The sequence below is a fragment of the Streptomyces sp. CNB091 genome, assembly GCF_000377965.1.
In genome coordinates this window covers 362,550-380,685 of record NZ_KB898992.1, presented here as the reverse complement: position 1 = coordinate 380,685, position 18,136 = coordinate 362,550, and the positions used below count along the sequence as shown (strand labels likewise).

The window sequence follows — 18,136 nt, the reverse complement described above, 5'->3', positions numbered from 1 at the left end:
TCAAGGAAGTGCTTGACCATAGAAGATGTGCCGGTCCATAGTTAAGGACATGCCTAACTATGGAGGATCGCTCGACCGGGTGTTCCAGGCGCTGGCGGACGGAACGCGCCGGGCGATGGTGGAGCGCCTGGTCCGCGGACCGATATCGGTGAGCGAACTGGCCAGGCCGCTGGAGATGTCGCTGTCGGCGGTCATGCAGCACATTCAGGTGCTGGAAGCCTGCGGGCTGGTCAGCTCCGAGAAGATCGGCCGGGTCCGCACCTGCCGCATCGAGCCGGACGTGCTGCGGACGGCCGAGGGCTGGCTTGCCGAGCAGCGCACTCCCTGGGAACGGCGCCTGGACCGGCTCGGCGACCACCTGCTCGATGATCCCGGCACACCGGAGCGAGGAAACCTGTGATGATCGACCGTTCTGTCACGCACGCCACGTTCACCCTCGAACGCCTCTACCCCGCCACGGCGGTCCGGGTGTTCGCCGCATGGGCCGACCCGAAGACGAAGGCCCGCTGGTTCTCCACGCCCGACGCCGACCATGAACTGGACTTCCGGATCGGCGGCCGGGAGGCCAACCGCAGCCGCCCGGGCGGCGGCCCATCGCTGACGTTCGAGTCCTTGTACCGCGACATCGTTCCGAACGAGCGCATTGTCTACACCTCTGTGCTGCACGTGGGAGACGATCTCGCGGCGGCGTCGCTGACGACCGTGGCGTTCGGCCCGGCCGATGGGGGCACCCGGCTGGTCCTCACCGAGCAGGGCACCTTCCTCGACGGCCGGGAGGAGCCCTCCTGGCGGAGCCACGGCACCGGCGACTGGCTCGACGCGTTGGGCGTCGAGCTGGGTGCGGGAGGGCACGAGTGAGCCCGCGGCGCCTCCCGTCGACGAGAACGTGGCCGACCGCATTCCCGCCCGACCCGTTGAGGAGCTTCCATGTCCGACCGTGACCCGATCACCGAGCTCGGCCCCTTCGGTGATTCCGGCGCCGACGCCACCCCTTGGCCGACAGCACTGCGTGAACTCCAGCGGGCGCGATTGTTCTGGCTGTCCACCGTCCGCCCCGACGGCCGGCCCCACGTGACTCCGTTGCTGGCCGTCTGGACCGGCGGCGCCCTGTACTTCGCCACCGGCGACCAGGAGCGCAAGGCGCGTAACCTCCACGGCAACCAGCACTGCGTCATGACAACCGGCACGAACGTCCTGGACGGTCTCGACATCACCATGGAAGGCCGCGCCGAGTTGGTGCGCGACCCGGCAGAACGCGGCACCACCGCCGACGCCTACGAGGGCAAGTACGGCTCCCTGCTGACCAGCCCGGACGGCACCTGGCACGGCCTCGGTGACACCATCCGCGCGGGCACGGTCCAGCTGTACCGCCTCGACCCGGAGGTCGGATTCGCCTTCGGGAAGGGCAAGGAGTACAGCCAGACCCGTTACCGCTTCCACCGCCGGCCTTCCGAACGGCGGTGATGTTTGAGGCGCCGATCGTCGGTCACCCGCACGGAAGACACGTACGGCGAGCGACGTACGACGTATCGACATCGGGAGTGAGCGGAGTTGAACAGCATCGAGAACTGGCGCCTGCACGCCGCCTGCCGTGAGGAGGACCCGGACCTCTTCTTCCCCATCGGGAGCACAGGCCCCGCCGTCGTCCAGACCGAGGAGGCCAAGGCCGTCTGCCGGACCTGTCCGGTACAGGCAGCCTGCCTGGAATGGGCCCTGGAGCACAAGCAGGACTCCGGTGTCTGGGGCGGCCTCTCCGAGAACGAGCGGCGCTCCCTGAAGCGCCGCGGCCGCAGGCGGGCGGAGGCCCGGGGGCGCGGCGCGGCCTGACCGTACCGCGGTACTCCCCGGCCCGAACGGTGACACCACCGCCACAGGTTCGTCGTACGGGGAGGAATGGGTACACCATGCCCCATGGACACCACCACCATTTGGCTCGTTCTCGGCGCCCTGGCCGTGCTGATCATGCTGGCCTCGGCCGTCGTGCTTCTGGTGCGCGTCTTCAAGGCCAGGAAGCTGCTGGTCGACGCCGGGATCCCGCTGCGCAGCAAGGCGCTCGTCTGGGCGGCCGTCATCTACACCGTGTCGCCGGTCGACCTCCTGCCCGACCCCGTCTATCTGGACGACATCGGCTTCCTGCTGGTCGCCCTCCGTTCCCTCCACTCGGCGGCGTCGGCCGCCGGAGTGCGCGCGGGTGCGCGGGGGAAGAGCACTCCGGCGGAGAGCCGCCCCGACGCCGTGGGCCGAGGACGGGCCCGCGAAGCCGATCCACGCCCCGCGGACCCCGGCCTCTTCGGCTGAACACGGGAGTCCTGTGGGAGGCTGCCCCCGGTGCCGGGTCGGGCACCGGGTAACCGGAGGCAATGGGCTCAGCGCGGGACGGTGGCGAGGATGACCTTCCCGCCGTTCGCCGCATCGCGGACCCGTACATCGTGAGCCAGCCGCTGGACCATGGGCCAGCCGAATCCGCCGGTCCGGCCGGTGAGATCGGGCGTCCGGTCCTGCGGGTACGCCGGGCTCGGGTCGGTGACGCGGACGTGGACGCCCCGGCGGTCCGCGGTCAGCCACAGCGCGGTGACGGCCCCCGCGTGGAGGACGGCGTTGGTGACCAGCTCCGACACGAGGATCAGAAGGTTCTGGACGGTGTGCGTGGTCGGCGCCGGGTGCAGCCGTGCGACGAAGGTGCTGACCGCGTCCCGTGCGTCGGCGGCCTTCTCCGGTCGGCAGACGAAGTCCGTGCGGGTCGCACCGTCCGGTGAAAACGTCATCAGAATGCGGTCGTTCATGCTTTCCACCCCGTCGCGTGTGCCTTCTGGTGGGTTCCGGATACCCCCGAACCGGCATTTCATGGAAGCCGGCTGCCGGTAAACGCCACCGCTCATGTGCCACCCCTGATTAGTGCCGGGGAAAGGGGCGGCCGGGCTCGTCGGCCCGGTGGACGACCCGGAGGGTGTCGCCCACGCGCAGCGTGCGCCCTTCCGGTGTGCCGCGCAGCCGGGAGGTGTAGCGGAGGCCCTCGACCTCATAGGTCACCCGGGGAGCGGACTGGCTGCCGATCGGCCCTCCACCGGACCGGATCCGCACGAAATCGGTCACCACCGCAGCCGCCTCGCGCTCCGGTGCGGTCCATTCGTCGAGTCCGGTGCCGAACGCGATCATCGAGGCAATCACCATCAGCAGGCCCCCGAGCGCGATGCACGACAGCCCGCCCGTCGGCCACCGAGGGGCACAGGCCAGATTTCTATCGTTGAAAATTCCGCGTGCACGACCGTTGTGCAGTGTTTGATGTTGTGGCTCAATGTTCGACTATGTGCAGTGCCTCGCTGGTTCGAGGCACCCCCGGCTCTTCGACGAGGACGACGCCTTGAGACGACAACACCCGCGCCCCCGTGCCCTGTTCAGGGCTCTGACCTGCGCTGCGGCGCTTCTCATACCGGTCGGTGCCACCCTGGTCCCGACGGCGGCCGCCGCACCCGCCGTACCGTCCGAAGCCACCGCGAAGGCCTTCACGGCCGACGACCCGGTCACCGATGTCCACGGGCTGAAGGGCGAGTACTTCAGCATGTCCGCCCCGGGCGCCCGGGACTTCGCGGAACTCGGCGCCACCTCCCTGGAGCCCGAGATCAACTTCCCCGGGCTCACCGGCACGTTCGAGTCTGCCACCGGCAAGACCGAGCACACGACGGCCCGTTGGACGGGACAGCTGGAAGCACCCGAGACCGGGGAGTACACCTTCTCCGCCATCGGAGACAACGGCTTCCGCCTCTACCTCGACGGAAACGTTGTCATCGACCACTGGGAGCCGGACTGGGACAAGGAGCAGCACAGCGCTCCGATCTCCCTGAAGGCCGGGGAGAAGCGCGACTTCAAGCTGGAGATGTTCCAGGACATCGGCGGCGCCAGCATGTTCCTGCGCTGGGGGAGCGACACCCTCGAGAAGCAGATCGTGCCCGAGTCCGCGTTCACCCCGCCCGCCGACTTCGAGGTCTACCCGGTCGCCCTGAGCGTCGCGAAGAACGGCAAGCGCCTCCAGGCCACCTTCCGTGACCGCGTCTCGGAATACCGGAAGGTGAAGGAGCACCTCAAGATCGAGGTCGACACCTCCCCGATGCCGGTGAAGACGGTGAACCGGGCCTCGGACGACCCGAGGACGCTGATCGTCGATCTCGCCGCGCCGGTCCAGAAGGACCAGCGTGTCAAGGTCGTCTACGACGGCCAGGGCGGTCTGAAGTCGGGGACCGAGACCGTCCCCGAGATCGGCCGCACCGCCAAGAACCTCTCCACGCACCGCCTCACCACCACCTGGGGCGACAAGCTGGACAAGAACCACCCGCTCCCGGAGTACCCCCGGCCGCAGCAGGTCCGCGACCAGTGGAAGAACCTCAACGGCCCCTGGGAGTTCGCCGGGGCCACCGAGGGGGAGCAGCCGGTCTTCGGCAAGAAGCTCGACGAGAAGATCATCGTGCCGTTCCCGGTCGAGTCCCAGCTCTCCGGCCTGGAGCGCGACGAGGACCACATGTTCTACCGCAAGCTCGTCACCGTGCCGAAGAACTGGTCGGTCGGCACGGACAAGAACGGCAAGGGCAAGAACGGCAAGGGCAAGCGGCTGAAGCTGAACTTCGACGCCGTCGACTATCAGTCCACCGTCTGGGTCAACGGCACCAAGGTCGCCGAACACACCGGCGGCTACACCGGGTTCACCGCCGACATCACCGACGCGCTGAAGGGCAACGGCCCCCAGGAGATCGTCGTCGCCGTCACCGACGAGACCGGTGCGAACCAGCCCAAGGGCAAGCAGTCCACCAACCCCGGCGGCATCGTCTACACCCCGACCTCCGGCATCTGGCAGACCGTGTGGATGGAGCCGGTCGCCCCCGCCGCCATCGACTCCCTGACCACCACACCGGACATCGACACCGGCCGCCTCGCGGTCACCGTCAACTCCGCGAAGGCCTCCGCCGACGCCCGGATCACCGCCGTCGCCCGTGACCGCAGGGGCAAGGTCGTCGGCACGGTCACCGGACCGGCCAATCGCAAGCTGAGCCTGCCGGTCAAGAACCAGCACCTCTGGTCGCCGGACGATCCCTACCTGTACGACCTCGACGTCTCCCTCGCCGACGGGCGCTCCAAGGACAGCGTCGAGAGCTACTTCGGGATGCGCCAGCTGAAGATCGACAAGGTGGGCGGCTACCAGAAACTCGTCCTCAACGGGAAGCCCTTCTTCTCCCTCGCCATGCTCGACCAGGGCTTCTGGCCCGACGGGCTGTACACCCAGCCCAGCGACGACGCCCTCACCTTCGACCTGAAGGCCCAGAAGGACCTCGGCTTCAACGCCGTGCGCAAGCACATCAAGGTGGAGTCGCCGCGCTGGTACTACCACGCCGACCGGCTCGGACTGCTCGTGTGGCAGGACTTCGTCAACGCCGACATCGACAACGACACCGGCAAGAACGCCTTCCTCACCCAGGGGAAGGAGATGATGAAGCAGTTCCACAACTACCCCTCGATCAGCGGCTGGATCGTCTTCAACGAGGGCTGGGGCGAGTGGGACCGCACCGAGACCGGCAAGATCGCCGAGGACGTCAAGGCACTGGACCCGTCCCGCGTCGTCAACGCGCACAGTGGCGTCAACTGCTGCGCCTCCAAGGGCGATTCCGGCAAGGGCGAGATCATCGACCACCACGACTACGTGAACAACGACCCGGCCTTCCCGGACGACCGTCGCGCCGCGATGGACGGCGAGCACGGCGGCTTCACGCTCCGGACGCCGGGGCGCATGTGGCCCGGCGCGCCCGCCAACATCTACAGCGGGGTCGCGGACAAGGCCGCCCTCACCGCGAAGTACGTCGACAACACCCGTACGTACTACCTCGCCGCCGCCGGCGCCGAGCTGTCCGGTTCCGTCTACACCCAGGTCAGCGACCTGGAGAACGAGCTGAACGGTCTGTGGACGTACGACCGCCGGGAGATCAAGGTCGACCCGAAGAAGGTCCGGGAGATCAACCGCCAGGTCATCGCCGCCGGGGCCAACGCCGGTGAGCGCGACGAGCTGAAGGGCGGCGGCTCCTGGTCGCTCGACGAGAACAAGGGCGTCACCGCCCGCGACAGCGGACCCAACAAGGCCCACCTCGCCCTGGAGGGCGGCACGTCCTGGGCGCCGGGCGTCACGGGCTCGGCGCTGAACTTCGACGGTGAGGGGCAGTACGCGCAGAGCGCCGGCCCGGTCGTGGACACCACGAAGGACTACACGGTCTCCGCGTGGGCCTCGCTGGACGCGGTACCGGGCAATTACGCCACCGTCGTCAGCCAGGACGGCCGCCGCACCGAGAACCCGTTCTACCTCCAGTACGGGCAGGGCGCGTTCGCCTTCTCCACCCCCGGCGGCAAGCGCGCCCGCCTGGAGATCACCCCGGAGGCCGGTAAGTGGTACCACCTGGTCGGGGTCCGCAAGGGCGACACGATCACGCTGTACGTCGACGGGAAGCCCGCCGCCACCGCCGAGGCCGGGCCGGCCGATGTGAGCACCGGCCCGCTCTCCGTCGGGCGGGCCCGGTACGACGGTGCCAGGGGCGACTTCTGGAACGGCTCCGTCGATCAGGTCGGGGTGTACGACAGGGCCCTGACCGCCGAGGAGGTGTCCGCACTCCACGGGCGCCAGCAGCCGTAACGGGGAAAGAGCGGGGTCCGCTTTCCCTGCGCCGGGCTTCCCGGCCCAGGGGAGCGGGCCCCGACCCCGTACTCCGTTTCTACAACTCGCGGACCACTCCAGCCGGTTGCGTCATTCCCAGGGGGGAGGCGAGGTGCAGCCCGGCGGGGGATCCGCGTGCACGGCCGATTCCTGAATGATCTTTCCTGTCCGAACTTCTGACCGGAAGGATCGATATCGTGCGCAACAGTCGACGTCTCGTGCCGCTGTTAGCGGTAAGCCTCACGGCAACGCTCGCCCCCGCACTGGTCACCTCCACGGCCACCGCCGCTCCGGCCGCCTCCCCGTCGGCGTCCTCCCCCTCCAGCGTGTCCACGTCAGCAGGCAAGGGCGCGCTGGACCGGTACGCGAAGCAGAGGCCGCGCTGGAAGCGGTGCGAGGCCGCCGCGCCCGGGGAGTTCCAGTGCGCCACGATCAAGGTCCCGCTGGACTACCGGAAACCCGGGGGCGAGCGGATCGACCTGGCCATATCCCGGATCAAGGCCACCGCACCCGGCGAGCGGCACGGCGCCCTGCTCTCCAACCCCGGCGGCCCGGGCGGCGAAGGCCTGTACATGCCGCTGTCGATGGCCGAGTCGCTCCCCGCGTCCGTGCGGCAGAAGTACGACCTCGTCGGCTTCGACCCGCGTGGTGTGGGACGGAGCAGCCCGGTCTCCTGCGGCATGGAGCCGGAGGAGGAGAGCTGGCTGCGGCCGTACAAGGAGGAGACGTTCGACGACGACGTCGCCTGGGCGCGGACGTTCGCGGACAAGTGCGAGGAGAAGGCCGGCGACGTGCTCCCGCACCTCACCACGCGCAACACCGCACGCGACATGGACCTGCTCCGCGCGGTCCTCGGCGAGAGGAAGATCAGCTACGTGGGTTACTCGTACGGCACCTACCTGGGGGCCGTCTACACCCAGCTGTTCCCGCGACGCGCCGACCGGTTCGTGCTGGACAGCGCGGTCGACCCGGAACGCGCCTGGCGGGGGATGATCCAGTGGTGGGCGGAGGGCGCGGAGCCCGCGTTCGACCGCTGGACCGCGTGGGCCGCCGAGCGTTCGGAGCGGTACGGCCTGGGCGACACCCCGAAGAAGGTCGAGGGGACCTTCTGGAACCTGGTCGCGCGGGCCGACGAGGAGCCCGTCGACCTGGACGGGCAACTGGTCACCGGCGACGACCTCCGCAGCGGCATGCGAGCGGCGGTCTTCAGCCCGCTGTCCGCCACCGAGGCGTTCGTGGAGCTGAAGAAGGCGGCCGATGGCAAGCCCGTCGCGCCGGAGAAGCTCAAGGCGTTCACCGGAGCCGAGGAGCGGGGAACGGCCGGCGCGGCCGTCGAGACGCCTGCCGACAACATGTCGGCGAGCTTCTGGGCCGTGGTGTGCGGCGACAACTCCGCCGCGTGGTCCCGCGACCCCGAGAGTTACCGGCGCGACGCCATCGCGGACAAGGGCCGCTATCCGCTCTTCGGCGACTTCGCTTCCAGCATCAAGCCCTGCGCGTTCTGGGACAGTTCCGAGGAGCGGGCGACCGAGGTGAACAACAAGGTCAGGTCCCTGGTGGTCCAGAACGAGTGGGACTCGCAGACGCCGCTCCCCAGCGGTCAGGCCCTGCACCGGCAGCTGAAGGGGTCGAAGATGGTCACCGTCCTCGGCGGCGAGGGGCACGGCGTCTACCCCAGCGGCAACGCGTGCGCGGACGGCGCGGTCAACCGCTACCTGCTCACCGGCAGGCTTCCGGCCAAGGACGTGACCTGCCGGGCGACCGCCGAGTCGAACGCGAAGGCACGGCAGAACCAGAAGGAGGACGTGCTCCCCGGGGCTCCGCTCCCGGACCGCGCCCCTGACCGTTTCTGACCCGACCGCACATCTCACCCCGCACATCTCACCCCGCACATCTCACCCCGCACACAGTCGGCCCGGCCGGGACGGAGGACTCTCTCCGTCGCGGCCGGACCGGCCGGTCGTTCACCCGATCGTCGTCATCGGCCCCCGGGGATCACGGGGTCCAGGGCGCGTCGACCGCCCAGGCGGCGTCCGCCTTCAGCACCGCCGGGCTCCCGCTCTTCACCACCTCGGACCACGGCGTCGTCATGGGCGCCGGCTTCGGCTCCCAGGCCGTGGGCGCGGCGGCCGCCGGCGAGGTGCCGGTTGCCACGAGGGCGGTGGCCAACAGGGCGAGGAGGCCGGTGGTGGCCGTTAACCTCCGCCATCAGGTGCGATGGCGGCGTGCGGGTGCTGGTCGCATGGTTTGAACATCCCTTTCATGGTTGTACGGGGAGGAGCGGGGGCAATCAGGGAGGGCCTCACAAGAGCCGCCACAGGTGATCGGCCGTTCCGTTGTCGTCGTACTGGACGACGTGGGCGCTGTCGGCCGTGGACATCCCGTCCACGCCCAGCACCCTGGCGGAGTGCCGGTTGCGGACGCGGTACCAGCCGTCGCCGTCCGGGACGAGCTGCCAGAGGTGGTCGGCGGTGTCGTTGTCGTCGAACTGCACGACGTGCGCGCTGTTCGCGGTGGACATCAGGTCCACGCCTAGCACCTTGGCGGAGTGCCGGTTGCGGATCCGGTACCAGCCGTCCCCGTTGGCCACCAGCCGCCACAGGTGATCGGCCGTGCCCGTGTCGCCGAACTGGACCACGTGCGCGCTGTTCGCGGTCGACATACCGTCCACGCCGAGCACCTTGCCGGAGTGCCGGTTCGCGATCCGGTACCAGCGGTCCGCCAGCCACGGTTCCGCGTCCGGGGCGGCCGTCGGGAACGACGTGATCCGCAGCCGGGCCGCGCCCATCGGCACCAGGGTGACCTCCTCGACCGGCTCGGTCGAGCGCGCCGGACTCGCCTGGAGCGGAGAGACCACCCGCTCGTCGTCCGCCGTCCACTCCGGGATGCGGCGGGCGCGGGCGGTCATGGTGAGCGGGGTGCCCTCCAGGGTGAACGGGTTGTCGCCGGGCGCCCGGCGGGTGGAGCGGTGGCGCAGGGACGCGGCGGGGCGGGCGGTGTCCAGGACGAGGCCGTAGTTCCAGGGGCTCGTGGCGTGGACCGCGTACTCCGGGAACACGTCGCTGCCGCCGATCCGCTCGTACCGCTCCCCGATCCGCAGGGAGTACGTGAGCGGCCCGTGGTCCACGCTGACCGAGCCGTGGTTGTCCGCCCAGGTGCGTAACGCGGTCCGCTGCGGCAGCCGCAGGGTGACCTCGTCACCGCTCGACCAGGTCCGCTCGACCCGGGTGAAGGCGGGCCCGGCGGGTGCGGTGACCTGCCGCCCGTTGACCCGGATGTCCGGGTCCGCGCACCAGGCCGGGACGCGCAGGACCAGCGGGAAGCGCAGGGGCTTCGGCGAGGTGAGGGAGAGCCTGACCGTGTCGGTGAAGGGGTAACCGGTCTCCTCGGTGAACGTCACCTCGGTGCCGTCCGCGACCTTCGCCGTCACCTCGCTCGGCGCGTACATGGCCGCCGCGAGGCCGCCGTCCGGGGTGGCGAGCCACAACTCCTCGGTGAAGTACGGCCAGCCCATGCCGTAGTTGTGCGGGCAGCAGCGGTACTGGTCGACGCCCGGCAGATACGCGAGCATCGCGAAGCCGTTCTGGAACTGGCGGTCCCGCTTGGGCGCGTTGTCCAGGTCCACGCTGTTGGCGCAGGTGATGTAGTGCACCGCCCTGCCCGACGGATCGAGCGACGCCGGAAGCGAGTTGAACGCCAGCTCCTCGCAGCGGTCCGCCCACAGCGGGTCCCCGGTGATCCGGGTGAGCAGCTGGTGGCTGGCCATGAACTCGACGATGCCGCAGGTCTCGAAGCCCTGGCGGGGGTCGCCGTGGCCCGGGCGGGCGTTCTCGTCCCCCGCGAAGCCGCCTCCGGGAAACTGCCCGTAGGCGTCCATGGCCTTCGCGTAGGTGCCGTAGGTGTTAAGCGTGTCGGTGGCCGAGCCGCTGCGCAGCGCGAACTGGGCGGGCTCCCTGAAGCCCTGCGCGATGTTGACGTTGCGCGGGTTGACCAGGTTGTCGCCCCAGTCGGCCCCGTACCGGTGGATCTTGTCGACGAGGTCCAGGAGGAAGGCGTCGCCGGTGCGGTTGTAGAGCCACATGACGCTGTCCAGGCCGTCGCCCCAGCGCAGGGCGATCCAGCTGGTGTCGAAGGCCCCCGGGCCCTGGGCGTTCATGTAGCGGAAGAAGCGGCTGAGGAACGGGATGATCCGGGTGTCGCCGCTGTACTCCTGCCAGGAGCGCAGGGCCTGGATCAGGGGGAGGAACGGCCAGAAGTCGGGCCCGCCGTTCAGCGAGGTGCGCAGGGCCTTCGGGCCGAAGAAGCCGTCGGACTGCCCGGTGGCGAGGATCGCGTCCAGCCAGCGGCGGGTGGCGGTGAGCGCCGTCGCGTCCCCGGTGACGATCGCGAGATCGGTGTATCCGCGCAGCCAGTACGGGACTTCCTCCCAGCCGCCCCGGTCCGGGCGCACCCAGCCGGTGGCCGTGAAGTCGAGGAAGTGCGAGAACTCCTCGTACCGGCCGCACAGGCCCTCCAGTTGCAGCGTGAGCTGCCCGGCCAGCCAGCCGTGCGCGGTCACCTTGCCGGGCGGCAGTCTCAGGAATGCGGTGGGGCGCAGCGGGGCCGCGTTGGGGGAGTAGTGGCCGCCCCGGGCGGCCGGGGCCCGGTGGCGGTCGGGGGTCGCGGCGGTCGCCCACCGGCTCGTCGCGCCGGTGGTGATGGCGGTGGCCACCGCGGTGGTGATGAGTTGCCTGCGGTTCAGGGGCATCGGTGCGGCTCCTGCTCTTGGGCCCGGCCGCCTGTGCCGCGGCCGGCTCGGTGGGGGTGGCCGCACGGCGCCGTGGCCGTGCGGGCGGGGCTGCTGGGCGGTGCGCTGTGCGGCTGAGGTGCGGTTGAGGCGCGGCTGACGTGCGGCGGAGCGGTGAGCGGCATGCTGCCGGGCGTGTGGTGGGGCCCGGACGGACCGGGGCGCGGGGCAGCGGCGGTCGGCGCACGCCGCAGGCCGCCGTCGCGTGGCGGGGCGGTCGGACGTCGATCGTTCTTCCAACGTTGGAAAACAGGCGCCCGGCGGTATGACAGCACGGCGTCGGACGGGTGTCCAGGCTTCGCGCGGCGCCTTCGCCGAAGGGTGAGGCGTCGGCCGAGGATGTGCTCCGGCAGTGCGCCGACACATATTGGAAACGCATCGACATCACCCTTGCCGCCCGTGCCGCACCGCATATATAACGTTGTAAACCGAGCCGCCGACAGGCCGCGCAGACTCTCACGACCACTTTTCCCGCAGTACGGAGCAGGGGTGTGAGGAATGCGGCGGCAGCGGCCGCAGAGCAGCCGATGCCTCGTCCCGCATGCCCGACCGCACGCCGATCAGCGTGCCGTCAACCCGCCAAGGAGCGTTCCGCGCATGATGATCCAGCGTCGATCCCGTACCCTCGCCGTGGCCTGCGTCCTCGCCGCCACCACGCTGGCCGCCGCCGGCTGCGCCAAGTCGGAGACCTCCAACAACGCGGGCGGCGACAGAAGTCAGGGAGCGCAGGAAGCCAAGACCCCGGATTCCACCTCCGGGTCGGGCTGCAAGCTGTCCACCTACGGCGCGCCGGAACTGGACCTCAAGGACGCCGTGGTCGGCTTCTCCCAGTCGGAGAAGGAGGCCAACCCGTTCCGGATCGCCGAGACCCAGTCCATCAAGGACGAGGCGAAGAAGGTCGGCGTCAAGAAGCTCCTCACCACCAACGCCCAGTCCCAGCTGTCCAAGCAGATCAGCGACATCCAGGACATGCTCTCCCAGGGCGCCCAGTTCCTCATCGTCGCCCCGCTCAACTCCGACGGTCTGGAGCCCGCGTTGAAGGCGGCGGCCGCCAAGAAGGTCCCCGTCCTCACCATCGACCGCAAGGTCAACTCCACTGCCTGCAAGGACTACGTGGCCTTCCTCGGCTCCGACTTCGTCGAGCAGGGCAAGCGCGCAGCCGACGCGATGATCAAGGTCACCGGCGGCAAGGGCAAGGTCGCCATCCTGCTCGGCGCGTCCGGCAACAACGTCACCACCGACCGCACCAAGGGCTTCGTCGACCAGGTGAAGGCCAAGGCCCCCGGCCTGGAGATCGTCGCCCAGCAGACCGGCGAGTTCGCCCGCGACAAGGGCCAGCAGGTCATGGAGCAGCTCATCCAGTCCAAGCCCGACATCACCGCCGTCTACGCCGAGAACGACGAGATGGGCCTCGGAGCCGTCACCGCGCTGAAGGCCGCCGGCAAGAAGCCCGGCAAGGACGTCAAGATCGTCTCCGTCGACGGCACCCGCAACGCCGTCCAGGCCCTCGTCAACGGCGAGTACAACGCCGTCATCGAGTCCAACCCGCGCTTCGGTCCGCTCGCCTTCGCCACCGCGCAGAAGTTCTACGCCGGTGAGGAGATCCCCGAGAACGTGATCATCACCGACCGCGAGTACGACGAGGCCAACGCCGAGGAATCGCTCGGCGGAGCGTACTGACCCCCTCGACGGCCGACCCCCTCGACGGCCGGCCGCCGCGACGCCCGGGGCACCCCGCGCGAGCGGCGGCCCGGCCCCATTCCCGTAACACCGGAAGGCCAGGATTCATGGCACCAACCCCAGCGACACCCCAGCGTCCGGAGACCTCCGGGGCCGGTGCCGCCGCCGTGGCGGACCCCGTCCTCGAAGCCCGCTCGGTGAGCAAGCGGTTCCCGGGCGTCGTCGCCCTGGACGGCGTCTCCTTCGCTCTGCGCGCGGGCGAGGTCCACGCGCTCGTCGGCGAGAACGGGGCCGGCAAGTCCACCCTCATCAAGGTGCTCACCGGCGTCTACCGGAGCGACGAGGGCGACGTGCGCGTGAGCGGCGAACCGGTCCGCTTCGCCCGCCCGTTCGAGGCGCAGCAGGCCGGGATCTCCACCATCTACCAGGAGGTGAACCTCGTCCCGCTGATGAGCGTGGCGCGCAACATCTTGCTGGGCCGGGAGCCGAAGAACCGCCTCGGGCTCATCGACTTCGCCCGGATGAACAGCGAGACCACCGAACTCCTCGACGGCTTCGGCGTCCGCGTCGACCCCAAGCGGCCTCTGCACACGCTCGGCATCGGCACCCAGCAGATGGTCGCGCTCGCCCGCGCCGTCTACGTCCGGGCCCAGGTCGTCATCATGGACGAACCCACCTCCTCGCTGGAGCCCCGCGAGGTCGAAACCCTCTTCCGGGTCATCGAGAACCTGCGAGGCCAGGGCATCGCCGTCCTCTACGTCAGCCACCGCATGGACGAGCTCTACCGCATCTGCGACCGGGTCACCGTCCTGCGCGACGGCCGCCACATCCACACCGGCGAACTGGCCCCGCTGGACCGCATGCAGCTGGTGTCCATGATGCTCGGCCGCGACATGGCCGAGGTCCGGCGCGACGGCCTCACCGGCTTCGCCGCCGAAGGACACGACGCGGCCCGCACCCCCGTCCTCACCGCCAAGGGCCTCGACCGCCGCCACCAACTACACGACATATCCGTGGAGTTGTACGCCGGTGAGGTGCTGGGACTCGGCGGACTGCTGGGCTCCGGACGCAGCGAGACCGCCAAGGCGCTCACCGGCGCGCTGCCGCTGGACGGCGGGGAGATCACCGTCGACGGCAAGCGGCTCGGCCGCCCCACCCCGGCCGCCGCCATCCGCGCGGGCATCAGCATGCTCCCCGAGGACCGCAAGGCCGAGGGCATCGTCCCCGGCCTCTCCGTCCGCGAGAACATCGTGCTCGCCGCGATGCCCCGGCTCTCCAGGGGCGGCATCGTCTCCCGCGCCAAACAGGACCGCGTCGTCGACCTCTTCATGAAGCGGCTGCGGATCAAGGCCTCCAGCCCCGAGCAGAAGGTCGGCGAACTCTCCGGTGGCAACCAGCAGAAGGTGCTGCTCGCCCGCTGGCTCTGCCTTGAGCCCAAGGTGCTGCTGCTCGACGAGCCCACCCGGGGCATCGACGTCGGCGCCAAGGCCGAGGTGCAGTCCCTCATCGACGAACTCGCCCGCGAGGGGCTCGCCGTGCTGTTGATCTCCTCCGACATCGAGGAGCTGATCGAGGGCGCCGACCGCATCGTCGTCCTGCGCGGCGGCGCGGTCGCCGGTGAACTCGCCGGCGACGAGGTGGACGAGAGCCGCCTGCTCGAAGTGCTCGCCGACCACACGCCCGACGAAACCGTGCTCGCCGACCACATGCCCGACGCCGTGCTCGCCGACCACACGCCCGATTCCGGTGGGAAGGCCCCGGTCGCCCAGGAGGACCCCCGATGACCACCCAGGCCACCCTGCCACGCCCCGCCGCGAAACCACGGGCCCGGCTGCGCGACCCCGCCTGGTACCAGGAGTACGGGGTGTACGCGGCCGTCGCCGTCGTGCTGCTGTTCAACGCTCTGTTCACCGAGCACTTCATGACGGCCGACAACCTGCGCACCCAGCTCGTCCAGGTCGCGCCCATCGTGATCGTCGCCCTCGGCATGGCCCTGGTCATCGGCACCGAGGGCATCGACCTCTCCGTCGGCTCCACCATGGCGCTCGCCGCCGCCCTGCTGCCGCTCTACCTCGGCTACGGGCTGGTCCCCGCGCTGCTGATCGCCCTGCTCGCAGGGGCGGTGGTCGGCGCGATCAACGGGACGCTCGTCTCGCTCGTGGGGCTGCAACCCATCGTCGCCACGCTCGCCCTGTTCGTCGGCGGCCGGGGCCTCGCCCTCGTCATGGCGGACGGTCAGCTCAAGCAGATCGTCAACCCGGACATCCTCGCGCTGGGCACCGGCTCCTTCCGCGGCATCCCGACGGTCGTCCTCATCGCGGGCGTCCTCGCGCTGGCCGTCGCGTTCCTGGTGCAGCGAACCACCTTCGGCCGCCAGATCGTCGCCATCGGCGGCAACCGCTCGGCCTCCGCGCTCTCCGGGCTGCCCGTCAAGCGCGTCCTGATCGGCGTCTACATCCTGTGCGGGGTGATGGCGGCCCTCGCCGGCATCCTCGCCACCGCCCGGCTCACCGCCAGCGACCCGTCCTCGCTCGGCACCCTCATGGAGCTGTCCGCCATCACGGCCGTCGTCGTCGGCGGCACCCCGTTGAACGGCGGCTCCATCCGGGTGCTCGGCACCGTCGCGGGCGCCCTGCTCATGCAGCTGCTGCGCGCCACCCTCGTCAAGCACGACCTGCCCGACTCCACCGCACAGATCGCCCAGGCGGCCATCATCATCGCCGCCGTCTACGTCGCCCGGGAGCGTAGGTCCCGATGAACAACACCCCACCGGCCACCGTGCCCGCGGCCGAGGCCCCGGCGCCGTTCAAGAGCGCCCCCTCGCGCCCCGAACCCCGCCCCGGACGCTCCACCGGCTCCCGGATCGGCGAACTGCTCCAGCGCCAGGGCGTCCTCGCGGTCCTGCTGACCGTGATCCTCATCGCCTCGTTCGTCTATCCGACGTTCGCGAGCCTCGACAACGCCCGGGGCGTCACCGTCCAGGCCTCGTTCCTCGCGATCGTCGCGCTCGGCATGACCCTGGTCATCATCACCGGCGGCATTGACCTCTCCGTCGGCTCCGTCTTCGCCCTCGGCGGCGTGCTGGCAGCCTGGGCCTCGCAATGGGGCATCTTCGCCGCCCTGCTCGTACCCCTGGTGGTCTGCGGCGCGATCGGACTGGTCAACGGCCTGCTCATCGCCCGCGGGAACATGGCGCCCTTCATCGTCACGCTCGCCACCCTCCTCGCGGCGCGCGGCATGCTGCTCGCCTTCACCGACGAGGGCGCCACCACCTACCTGGTGCCCAAGGACTCCGCCTTCGCCGAGCTCGGCCAGGGCAGCGTCTGGGGCTTCGGCTACCCGATCCTCGTCGCACTCGCCCTCTTCGGGGCGGGCGGACTCCTGCTCCAGCGGACCTCGTTCGGACAGACGCTGTTCGCCGTCGGCGGCAGCAGCGACGCCGCCACCCTCATGGGCCTGCCCGTCGCCCGGACGAAGATCCTCGTCTACACCCTCAGCGGACTGCTCGCCGGACTCGCCGGAGCGCTCAACGCCGCCCGTCTCTCCTCCGGCGTCACCATCGTCGGCGTCGGCATGGAACTCGACGCGATCTCCGCCGTCGTCATCGGCGGCACCCTCCTCATCGGCGGCGCGGGATCCATCAGCGGCACCCTCTGGGGCGTCCTGCTCCTCGCCGTGATCCAGAACCTCATCAACCAGATCGGCTCGCTCAACTCCTCGTACCAGTCCGTGGTCAGCGGCGGGTTCCTTATCGTTGTCGTGGTGGCGCAGCGTTACCTCGCGCGCAGCCGGAGAAACATTTGAACCGTACGTAGCCGGAGAACCGCCTGAACCGTACGTATCCGCAGAACCGCCTGAACCGTACGTATCCGGAGACCACCTGAACCGTACGGATCGGGCCGCGTCGAACCAAGCAACAAGGAGTGCCGTGGGCGTCAGCCTCAAGGACGTAGCTCAACGGGCGGGCGTGTCCATCAAGACCGTGTCGAACGTGGTCAACAACTATCAGCACGTCACCCCGAAGATGCGGGCCAAGGTCCAGCAGGCGATCGACGAGCTCGGCTACCGGCCGAACCTCACCGCCCGCCACCTCCGTAAGGGCCGCACCGGCATCATCGCCCTCGCCGTCCCCGAATTCGGCAACCCGTACTTCGCGGAGCTGGCCGGCGAGGTCGTCGACGCGGCGGCCCGGCACGACTACACCGTCCTGGTCGACCACACGGCGGGCCTGCGGGAGAAGGAGCTGCTGGTCTGCCGGGGGTTCCGCTCCCACGTCATCGACGGCCTCATCCTCAGCCCCATCCACCTGGAGACCGAGGACCTGATGGCCCGCACCGAGACGGCACCGCTGGTGCTGCTGGGCGAGCGCGAGTACGAGGCCCCCTACGACCACATCGCCATCGACAACGTGGCCGCCGCCCGCGAGGCCGTCGCCCACCTCGTCGCCCTCGGCCACCGCAGGATCGCCTTCCTCGGCTCCCGCACCGGCCAGGAACGCCAGCCCGCCCACCTCCGGCTGCGCGGCTGGCGCGAGGAACTGGCCGCCTCCGGCATCGAACCCGACGAGTCCCTGGTCGTCGTCACCGATGGTTACGGGCGCGAGGACGGCGCGGCGGCGATGGCCTCCCTCCTCGACCGGGGCCGGCGGCCCGACGCCGTGTTCGCGTACAACGACATGATCGCGACCGGCGCCATGCGCACCATCACCGAACGCGGCCTAGCCATCCCGGACGACATCGCCGTCGTCGGCTTCGACGACATCGAGGAGAGCCGGTACGGGGCCACCACCCTCACCACCATCGCGCCCGACAAAGCGGCCATCGCCCGGCTCGCCGTCGACAGCCTCGTCGAACGCCTCGCGGGCGCCCCCGTCGCCGAACCCCGGCGGCCCCGCCCCGGCTACCGGCTCGTCGTCCGCGAATCCACCACGCCCCGCGAGGAGGCCCCCGGACCGCCCCGCTAGGGCGTGTTTCGGGGCCCCTTTC

General features: G+C 70.2%; 16 protein-coding genes. 12 read left to right on the top strand and 4 right to left on the bottom strand.

The features are described from left to right. The first annotated feature begins 49 nt into the window (after positions 1 to 49). The 5 genes from D581_RS0107895 (at position 50) to D581_RS0107875 (ending at position 2,298) form a co-directional block, all read left to right on the top strand. The gene (locus D581_RS0107895) at positions 50 to 400 is read left to right on the top strand and encodes a metalloregulator ArsR/SmtB family transcription factor (protein ID WP_026290313.1); all 351 of its coding nucleotides are present in this window, start codon (positions 50 to 52) and stop codon (positions 398 to 400) included. After that, the gene (locus tag D581_RS0107890; RefSeq protein ID WP_018956692.1) at positions 400 to 858 is read left to right on the top strand and encodes an SRPBCC family protein; all 459 of its coding nucleotides are present in this window, start codon (positions 400 to 402) and stop codon (positions 856 to 858) included. The genes D581_RS0107895 and D581_RS0107890 overlap by 1 nt, the downstream gene beginning before the upstream one ends. A 69-nt stretch (positions 859 to 927) precedes the next feature. Beyond that, positions 928 to 1,464 (top strand): pyridoxamine 5'-phosphate oxidase family protein, encoded by a 537-nt coding sequence (locus D581_RS0107885; RefSeq protein WP_018956691.1) that lies wholly within the window; start codon positions 928 to 930, stop codon positions 1,462 to 1,464. Positions 1,465 to 1,560: 96 nt separating this feature from the next. Then, complete coding sequence (locus D581_RS0107880) at positions 1,561 to 1,827, top strand: WhiB family transcriptional regulator (RefSeq protein ID WP_026290312.1); 267 nt, start codon at positions 1,561 to 1,563, stop codon at positions 1,825 to 1,827. A gap of 84 nt (positions 1,828 to 1,911) precedes the next feature. Then, entirely contained in the window at positions 1,912 to 2,298 is a 387-nt protein-coding gene (locus D581_RS0107875; protein ID WP_018956689.1) for a YkvA family protein, read from the top strand. A gap of 68 nt (positions 2,299 to 2,366) precedes the next feature. Here the strand turns inward: D581_RS0107875 and D581_RS0107870 are convergent, their stop codons facing one another. Continuing rightward, entirely contained in the window at positions 2,367 to 2,783 is a 417-nt protein-coding gene (locus D581_RS0107870; protein ID WP_018956688.1) for an ATP-binding protein, read from the bottom strand. Positions 2,784 to 2,892: 109 nt separating this feature from the next. After that, the gene (locus tag D581_RS0107865) at positions 2,893 to 3,171 is read right to left on the bottom strand and encodes a hypothetical protein (RefSeq protein WP_158688585.1); all 279 of its coding nucleotides are present in this window, start codon (positions 3,169 to 3,171) and stop codon (positions 2,893 to 2,895) included. Between the two features lie 124 nt (positions 3,172 to 3,295). On the opposite strand from D581_RS0107865, the gene D581_RS0107860 reads away from it, so the two are divergent. Then, positions 3,296 to 6,664, top strand: coding sequence for a glycoside hydrolase family 2 (locus D581_RS0107860; RefSeq protein WP_018956686.1), 3,369 nt, complete (start codon positions 3,296 to 3,298; stop codon positions 6,662 to 6,664). A gap of 218 nt (positions 6,665 to 6,882) precedes the next feature. After that, positions 6,883 to 8,538: an alpha/beta hydrolase gene (locus tag D581_RS0107855; RefSeq protein ID WP_486585817.1), complete on the top strand. Its 1,656-nt coding sequence runs from the start codon at positions 6,883 to 6,885 to the stop codon at positions 8,536 to 8,538. A gap of 142 nt (positions 8,539 to 8,680) precedes the next feature. Here D581_RS0107855 and D581_RS1000000141245 read toward each other — a convergent pair whose 3' ends face one another. Continuing rightward, positions 8,681 to 8,854, bottom strand: coding sequence for a hypothetical protein (locus tag D581_RS1000000141245; protein WP_018956684.1), 174 nt, complete (start codon positions 8,852 to 8,854; stop codon positions 8,681 to 8,683). Between the two features lie 133 nt (positions 8,855 to 8,987). Further along, positions 8,988 to 11,432 carry an RICIN domain-containing protein gene (locus D581_RS0107845; protein WP_018956683.1) on the bottom strand — a complete coding sequence of 815 codons (2,445 nt, stop codon included), beginning with the start codon at positions 11,430 to 11,432 and terminating at the stop codon, positions 8,988 to 8,990. Between the two features lie 636 nt (positions 11,433 to 12,068). On the opposite strand from D581_RS0107845, the gene D581_RS0107840 reads away from it, so the two are divergent. The 5 genes from D581_RS0107840 (at position 12,069) to D581_RS0107820 (ending at position 18,114) form a co-directional block, all read left to right on the top strand. Next, positions 12,069 to 13,151 (top strand): ABC transporter substrate-binding protein, encoded by a 1,083-nt coding sequence (locus D581_RS0107840; RefSeq protein WP_018956682.1) that lies wholly within the window; start codon positions 12,069 to 12,071, stop codon positions 13,149 to 13,151. Between the two features lie 107 nt (positions 13,152 to 13,258). Beyond that, positions 13,259 to 14,935, top strand: coding sequence for a sugar ABC transporter ATP-binding protein (locus D581_RS0107835; protein ID WP_026290311.1), 1,677 nt, complete (start codon positions 13,259 to 13,261; stop codon positions 14,933 to 14,935). Then, positions 14,932 to 15,909, top strand: a complete 978-nt coding sequence (locus tag D581_RS0107830) for an ABC transporter permease (protein WP_018956680.1) — start codon at positions 14,932 to 14,934, stop codon at positions 15,907 to 15,909. The genes D581_RS0107835 and D581_RS0107830 overlap by 4 nt, the downstream gene beginning before the upstream one ends. Then, complete coding sequence (locus tag D581_RS0107825) at positions 15,906 to 16,955, top strand: ABC transporter permease (protein ID WP_018956679.1); 1,050 nt, start codon at positions 15,906 to 15,908, stop codon at positions 16,953 to 16,955. The genes D581_RS0107830 and D581_RS0107825 overlap by 4 nt, the downstream gene beginning before the upstream one ends. 124 nt (positions 16,956 to 17,079) lie before the next feature. Then, positions 17,080 to 18,114, top strand: coding sequence for a LacI family DNA-binding transcriptional regulator (locus D581_RS0107820; protein WP_018956678.1), 1,035 nt, complete (start codon positions 17,080 to 17,082; stop codon positions 18,112 to 18,114). Positions 18,115 to 18,136 lie beyond the last annotated feature (22 nt).

Bases quoted from the DNA above. Each gene is read 5' to 3' on its own strand.
- D581_RS0107885 (WP_018956691.1), top strand. From the start codon at position 928: ATGTCCGACCGTGACCCGATCACCGAGCTCGGCCCCTTCGGTGATTCC.
- D581_RS0107860 (WP_018956686.1), top strand. From the start codon at position 3,296: ATGTTCGACTATGTGCAGTGCCTCGCTGGTTCGAGGCACCCCCGGCTC.
- D581_RS0107835 (WP_026290311.1), top strand. From the start codon at position 13,259: ATGGCACCAACCCCAGCGACACCCCAGCGTCCGGAGACCTCCGGGGCC.
- D581_RS0107825 (WP_018956679.1), top strand. From the start codon at position 15,906: ATGAACAACACCCCACCGGCCACCGTGCCCGCGGCCGAGGCCCCGGCG.
- D581_RS0107865 (WP_158688585.1), bottom strand. From the start codon at position 3,171: ATGGTGATTGCCTCGATGATCGCGTTCGGCACCGGACTCGACGAATGG.
- D581_RS0107845 (WP_018956683.1), bottom strand. From the start codon at position 11,432: ATGCCCCTGAACCGCAGGCAACTCATCACCACCGCGGTGGCCACCGCC.
- D581_RS0107830 (WP_018956680.1), top strand. From the start codon at position 14,932: ATGACCACCCAGGCCACCCTGCCACGCCCCGCCGCGAAACCACGGGCC.
- D581_RS0107875 (WP_018956689.1), top strand. From the start codon at position 1,912: ATGGACACCACCACCATTTGGCTCGTTCTCGGCGCCCTGGCCGTGCTG.
- D581_RS0107840 (WP_018956682.1), top strand. From the start codon at position 12,069: ATGATGATCCAGCGTCGATCCCGTACCCTCGCCGTGGCCTGCGTCCTC.
- D581_RS0107895 (WP_026290313.1), top strand. From the start codon at position 50: ATGCCTAACTATGGAGGATCGCTCGACCGGGTGTTCCAGGCGCTGGCG.
- D581_RS0107870 (WP_018956688.1), bottom strand. From the start codon at position 2,783: ATGAACGACCGCATTCTGATGACGTTTTCACCGGACGGTGCGACCCGC.
- D581_RS0107890 (WP_018956692.1), top strand. From the start codon at position 400: ATGATCGACCGTTCTGTCACGCACGCCACGTTCACCCTCGAACGCCTC.